5 protein-coding genes and 2 rRNA genes are annotated in these 6,972 nt (G+C 42.5%); all 7 read left to right on the top strand.

What is annotated here, in order from left to right; genetic code table 11:
• A 23S ribosomal RNA gene (locus tag ASD40_RS16430) occupies positions 1-100 on the top strand; the annotation flags it as partial.
• Between the two features lie 105 nt (positions 101-205).
• Positions 206-322, top strand: a 5S ribosomal RNA gene (gene rrf / locus ASD40_RS16425).
• Positions 323-551: 229 nt separating this feature from the next.
• A complete protein-coding gene (locus ASD40_RS16420) occupies positions 552-1,013 on the top strand; it encodes a CtsR family transcriptional regulator (RefSeq protein ID WP_029196492.1) in 462 nt (153 codons plus the stop codon).
• Between the two features lie 13 nt (positions 1,014-1,026).
• Complete coding sequence (locus tag ASD40_RS16415) at positions 1,027-1,539, top strand: UvrB/UvrC motif-containing protein (RefSeq protein WP_057304286.1); 513 nt, start codon at positions 1,027-1,029, stop codon at positions 1,537-1,539.
• Positions 1,540-1,604: 65 nt separating this feature from the next.
• Positions 1,605-2,624, top strand: coding sequence for a protein arginine kinase (locus tag ASD40_RS16410; protein ID WP_051253568.1), 1,020 nt, complete (start codon positions 1,605-1,607; stop codon positions 2,622-2,624).
• A 60-nt stretch (positions 2,625-2,684) separates the two neighbouring features.
• On the top strand, positions 2,685-5,126 hold the full coding sequence (clpC, locus tag ASD40_RS16405; RefSeq protein WP_057304285.1) for an ATP-dependent protease ATP-binding subunit ClpC: 2,442 nt from the start codon (positions 2,685-2,687) through the stop codon (positions 5,124-5,126).
• 330 nt (positions 5,127-5,456) lie between these two features.
• Positions 5,457-6,887: a DNA repair protein RadA gene (gene radA, locus ASD40_RS16400; protein ID WP_057304284.1), complete on the top strand. Its 1,431-nt coding sequence runs from the start codon at positions 5,457-5,459 to the stop codon at positions 6,885-6,887.
• Positions 6,888-6,972: the final 85 nt, after the last annotated feature.

The raw sequence follows: 6,972 nt of genomic DNA, 5'->3' as shown, positions 1-6,972 counted from the left end.
TATGTAAGACCCCTTGTAGACGACGAGGTTGATAGGTTCGAGGTGGAAGTGCAGCAATGCATGCAGCTGACGAATACTAATCGGTCGAGGGCTTAACCAAAAAGCTGACTAAGCAGCTAGCACCTACGTCTAACGTAGCCATGCAAATGATTACTTTACGCAAGTTTCGTATCTAGTTTTCAAGGCGCAAACCACGCTTTGACTGTTTGGTGATGATGGCGGAGGGGACCCACGCGTTCCCATCTCGAACACGACCGTTAAGCCCTCCAGCGTCGATGGTACTTGAACCGCAGGGTTCTGGGAGAGTAGAACGTTGCCAAGCACAAGATAAAGCCTTTTTGAGAGTAATCTCAGGAAGGCTTTTTTGTTTTTATTTCGAATAAAACTGTAGGTAAGGTCAACAATAGTAAGGTTCACTTTTGGTTATCGGATCATTAAGGATTGGATTTTTGGAGCAGTACTTGTCAAAAAGAAAGGAAATGATTATAATCTAGTTAAGGTCAAAGAAAGTCAAAGTCAATTTACTTCTGGCAATCTGGGAGGACGAATTGATGCGCAACGTATCAGAAATTATTGAACAGTATTTAAAACATGTCCTGCAGCAGAGTTCCGAAGGGGCTATTGAGATTCAACGCAATGATCTAGCTGATCAGTTCCAATGTGTACCTTCCCAAATCAATTATGTGATCAGTACAAGGTTTACCTTGGAAAAAGGTTACATTGTTGAAAGCAAGCGCGGCGGTGGCGGATACATTCGTATCCAGAAAATCGAGCTCAAGAGTCACGGGTCCATTTTAGACCACATCTTTCGCACGATTCATACGCACATTGATCAAGTTACTTCAGAAGGACTCGTATACCAACTGCAGGAAGGTCACTATATTTCAACACGAGAAGCTAACCTGATTCGGGCCGCAATTTCGAGAGATGTGTTGACCTTCAAGCTCCCGCTGCGCGATGAAATTCGGGCTAAGATTCTTAAAGCAATGCTGATATCCTTGCTTAGCAGATGAGGAGGCATATGAAATGATTTGTCAGGAATGCGGGAAACGACCGGCGACTCTTCATTTTACGAAGATTGTGAATGGAGACAAGAACGAGTTCCACATTTGTGAGAATTGCGCTCGTGAAAAGGGCGAAATGATTCCCGGAACATCCAACGGATTTTCGATTCACAATCTGTTGTCAGGATTACTTGATTTCGAACCATCATCTCTATCCGCTGCAAAGTCTCAGGCGATCCGTTGTGAGAGCTGTGGCCTTACGTATTCTCAATTTAGTAAATTAGGACGTTTTGGTTGCGGATCATGCTATCAAAGCTTTTCAGAAAAGTTAGATCCTCTCTTCAAAAGAGTGCATGGAAATATCGTTCACGTTGGGAAAGTGCCTAAGCGAAGTGGTGGCATCATCCAATGTAAGCGGGAAATTGATACGCTCAAGAAGGATATGATGTCCTGTATCGAACAAGAAGAGTTCGAACAGGCTGCAAAGATTCGTGATCAAATTCGTGAAATTGAGAAGAAAATTGCGGGTATGTGAGTTTGTAAGGAGGTGTGAATCCAGTGACATCACAGCGGTTTACAGCAGATGCATTAAGCGAATGGATGAAAGGCGAAGGGCCTGAATCGGATATCGTCATCAGTAGTCGGATCCGCATTGCTCGTAACCTTAGGGACTACCCTTATCCAATGCTAGCGACGAATCAACAATCACAAGAAGTACTGGATCATTTGTCCGGGGTGCTTGAGAATGATGAATTGGAGACGATAAGCAATTTTTCGCTCATCCCGTTGTCGGATCTGAATGAGCTTGAGCGAATGGTTCTGGTAGAAAAGCATTTAATTAGTCCTAATTTAGCTAACGAGTCCAGGAATGGTGCCGTTATTTTGAGCGAAAATGAATCCATCAGTATTATGATCAACGAAGAGGATCATCTTCGCATACAATGTTTATGTCCCGGTTTTCAGATTAAAGAAGTATGGGATTTGGCGAACCAAATCGATGATATTTTTGAAACACAGCTGGATTACGGATATGACGAAAAAAGGGGTTACTTAACAAGCTGCCCTACAAATGTCGGTACCGGGATCCGCGCTTCGGTGATGATGCATCTACCCGCGTTGGTGCTTAGCCAACAAATTAATCGCATTTTATCAGCTGTTACGCAAGTTGGGTTGACAGTTAGAGGATTATACGGGGAAGGTAGCGAAGCTTTAGGAAATCTGTTTCAAATATCGAATCAAATTACGCTTGGCCAATCCGAAGATGAGATTATTGATAATTTACACAGTGTAGCAAGGCAAATTATAGAGCATGAACGTGCTGCGAGACATAAGCTGATTCAAGAGTCCCGAATGCGGATAATAGATCGTGTGAACCGTTCATTAGGAATTCTATCTTATGCGGGAATCATGGATTCGAAAGAAGCCGCGCAGCGTTTATCAGATGTGAGACTTGGCATTGACCTTGGAATTATCAACAACGTTTCATCGAATGTTTTGAATGAATTGTTGGTGATGACGCAACCTGGTTTTCTTCAACAATATGCCGGTGAGAAATTAAATGCCGAAGAGCGAGATATACGCAGGGCTGAGTTGATTCGCGAAAGATTTGGTAGGGTTTAAGAAAGATAAGATTCATCCTTTAGGATTTCTATAGATATACTAATTTTGGAGGTGTTCTCTATGATGTTTGGAAGATTTACGGAACGTGCGCAAAAGGTGCTCTCTCTTGCTCAAGAGGAAGCTGTTCGTTTAGGGCATAACAATATTGGTACGGAGCACATTTTACTTGGTCTTATTCGTGAAGGGGAAGGCATTGCGGCTAAAGCGCTTGTTGCTTTGGGCTTAGGTCTTGAGAAAATTCAAGACGAAGTTGAGTCGCTGATTGGCAGAGGACAAGAACAGCCTACCAACATTGCGTATACACCTAGAGCGAAGAAGGTCATTGAACTTTCGATGGATGAAGCGAGAAAATTAGGTCACACTTATGTGGGGACTGAACATATTTTACTCGGGCTTATTCGCGAAGGAGAAGGTGTTGCTGCAAGAGTCCTTAATAACTTAGGTGTCTCTTTGAATAAAGCACGTCAACAAGTCCTTCAATTGCTTGGAAGCAGTGAGACCGTGTCACCAAGTCATGGTAGTAATCCGAATGTAAACACACCTACATTGGATGGTTTAGCGAGAGATTTGACGGCGTATGCCAAAGAGGGTCATCTGGATCCTGTGATTGGGCGCAGCAAAGAAATTGAGCGTGTCATTCAAGTATTGAGCCGCAGAACGAAAAACAATCCGGTACTGATCGGTGAACCAGGCGTTGGTAAAACAGCGATTGCTGAAGGCCTTGCTCAGAAAATTATTAATAATGAAATTCCGGAAACGTTGAAGGATAAAAGGGTAATGACGCTCGATATGGGCTCTGTTGTAGCAGGGACTAAGTATCGCGGTGAGTTCGAAGATCGTCTCAAAAAGATCATGGACGAAATTCGTCAAGCGGGCAATATCGTACTATTCATTGATGAGCTTCACACCTTAATTGGCGCAGGCGGAGCGGAAGGCGCAATTGATGCCTCCAACATCCTGAAACCGGCTCTAGCTAGAGGCGAGCTGCAGTGTATTGGTGCTACAACGTTGGATGAATATCGTAAGTATATTGAAAAAGATGCGGCTTTAGAGCGTCGTTTCCAACCTATTACAGTAGATCAACCATCTCCTGAGGAAGCTATTCAAATCCTTTATGGATTACGTGATCGGTATGAAGCTCATCACCGTGTGAAAATTACGGATGCTGCGATCCAAGAAGCTGTAAAACTTTCCGATCGTTACATTACGGACCGTTTCTTACCGGATAAAGCGATCGATTTGATCGATGAGGCGAGTTCCAAAGTAAGACTGCGTTCTTATACAACACCGCCTTCATTGAAACAACTTGAGAGCAAGCTGGATAACATCCGTAAGGAGAAAGATGCAGCGGTTCAAAGTCAAGAATTCGAGAAAGCAGCTGGACTTCGTGATACGGAGCAGAAGCTTCGCGAAGAGTTGGATACAACGAAAAATGATTGGAAAGAGAAGCAAGGTCGCTTGGACACAGAAGTAACGCCAGATGATATCGCGCAAATTGTGGCGAGCTGGACAGGAATTCCGGTAAGTAAACTTGCTGAAGAAGAAACAGAGCGTCTGCTCAAAATGGAAGATATTCTTCATGAGCGAGTGATTGGCCAGGAAGAAGCTGTTAAAGCCGTAAGCCGTGCCATTCGCCGCGCTAGAGCAGGTCTGAAAGATCCGAAGCGTCCAATGGGCTCCTTCATATTCCTCGGACCAACGGGTGTTGGTAAAACCGAATTAGCACGCGCATTAGCAGAATCTCTTTTCGGTGATGATAACGCAGTAGTTCGAATTGATATGTCGGAATACATGGAGAAGCACTCGACTTCTAGATTAGTAGGGGCGCCTCCGGGTTACGTTGGATACGAAGAGGGCGGTCAACTCACGGAGAAAGTTCGCCGTAAGCCATATTCGGTCGTACTGCTCGATGAGATCGAGAAAGCACATCCAGAAGTGTTTAACATTCTACTGCAAGTACTGGAAGATGGTCGCTTAACAGATTCCAAAGGACGCACGGTTGATTTCCGCAACACATTGATTATTATGACATCCAATGTTGGCGCGGATATGATTAAGAAAAATTCTTCACTTGGCTTTACGGCTGCTGTCGATGCAGGTAGAGATTACACCAATATGAAGGATAAAGTCATGGGCGAGCTCAAGAAAAGCTTCCGTCCGGAGTTCCTTAACCGGATCGACGAAATTATTGTTTTCCACTCCTTGGATGAGAAGCATATCGCAGAAATCGTCACTTTGATGGCGGACGATCTTCGCAAACGCTTGAAAGAGCAGGAGGTTGATTTCTTGCTTACAGACAAAGCGAAAATGTTCCTTGCCAAAGAAGGGTACGACCCGACTTACGGCGCAAGACCGCTTCGCAGAGCGATTCAGAAGCATATCGAGGATCGCTTATCTGAGGAACTTCTCAGAGGCAATATTGCCAAAGGTGACTCTTTAACCATTGATGAGAAAGATGGCGAACTTGTCGTCCTGAAGGGCGAAGGCGTAGCCGCAAAATAATGAAAGCAAAGAAGCATTTTGCTCCATCCTGTCTAGGGTGCAGCAAAATGCTTTTTTTTTATCACAGCCCCTATCAAATGAGGCTACTTTGAACGTAATAAAGTTTGTTAAACTAAATAAATAATGTATCTCAAATGGTATAACCTTTGTTAACTATGTAAGAAATGTATAAAAAAATGTATGATAGAACGTGGATGCAGAATAAACAAGAGAAAAGAAATTGAAATAAAGCAAGAAGAGCAAAGCAAATTGACGATTCCAATGGAAAAAATCAAGTTATTGGTAGAGTTTGCAGAACTATTTGATTAATTGGGGAAGTGAATCTTAACTATGAAAAAGAAAACCATATATAAATGTACCAGTTGTGGTCAAGAGCATCCAAAATGGCAAGGTTCGTGCAGTAGTTGTCGTGAATGGAATACCCTTGAAGAAGATGATGTTATAAACACTCCTAGTGGTGGCCAGAAGGGCATAAACAAAAAGAAGAATGTTATCATAAACCGTCTTACAGATACCGTATCCCAAAACAGTGATAGGATTATTACCAAGTACAATGAATTTAATCGTGTAATGGGTGGAGGAATAGTTAAAGATTCTGTTACGATTATCACGGCTGTTCCAGGTGCTGGAAAATCCACACTCTTATTGCAAATATCAGATGATGTGGCAAAGCAAGGATTGAAGGTGCTTTATGCTTCAGGTGAAGAAAGTGATAGTCAGATAAAGAGAAGAGCAGAGCGAGTCTTGCAAGATATTCATAAAAACGTTTGGGTTTATTCTGATAATAGCTTGAATAATGTCTTAGGTTGTATTGACCAAGTAGACCCTGACCTCATTATTATTGATAGTATTCAAACTTTTGTATTAGAAGAATATCCGCAAAGACCTGGTTCACCCACGCAGACGATGGAATGCGCGAATACTCTCTTAAAGGTCGCAAAAGATGCACAGAGACCGAGAGCCATTATAATGGTTGGGCAGATGACCAAAGATAACGAATTAGCTGGGTTAAGAGCATTAGAACACTTGGTAGATGCTGTTCTTGTTCTCGAGGGGGAGGAAGGCGAGGAGCTTAAACAGTTATTTTCGACTAAAAATCGCTATGCCAGCACAGGAGAGCTTGGATTTTTCACAATGGGTGAGCAAGGGTTGACACCTATAGATAATCCCTCAGAGTTCTTTATGACACAAAGAGACGAGAATGATGTAGTTAGTGGAAGTGCATTAACAGTCGTTAAAGAAGGCACAAGACCCATCATTTTGGAAATAGAAAGTTTGGTATCAACCACGTTCATGCCATACCCAAGCCGGATTGCTGAATGTTTAAAAAAGGACCATGTGAATACACTTATCAGCATCATGGAACAAAGAGCCAATATCCCTCTTCATGATAAGAACGTGGTTGTTAAAACGACAGGCGGTATTCGTTTAAAAGAACAATCATCAAATTTAGCCGCGATAATGAGCATTGTATCTTCCTGTAAGAATCAAGGTATCCCCAATGATATTGTATTTATCGCAGATATTGGATTAACGGGTGAATTAAAAAAAGTACCTACGTTAGAACTAAGAATTAGAGAGCTTGAAAGAATGGGTTTCAAACGTGTCTATGTTGCGCTCAATGGATTGAAAAGCACAACTACGTTTTCTACGATAAAGGTAATCCCATGTAAGACATTGAGCCAAGTCATCCACTCTGTATTTGGCGCTTCTTCCAAAGGCAAAGAGGAGAAAGCACCTTGGGATGAGGAAGATAATTAGACAACATCTATTGTTGAGCGTTATATCGACTCCTGCCAATTTGAAACTGATCTTTCATTATATACAATTTCTTTTAAAGGAATGA

This window comes from Paenibacillus sp. Root444D2 (genome assembly GCF_001426375.1).
Classification (GTDB): domain Bacteria; phylum Bacillota; class Bacilli; order Paenibacillales; family NBRC-103111; genus Paenibacillus_E.
Note: the sequence above shows the minus strand (reverse complement) of the source record. Positions and strands in the feature narration are given on the sequence as shown.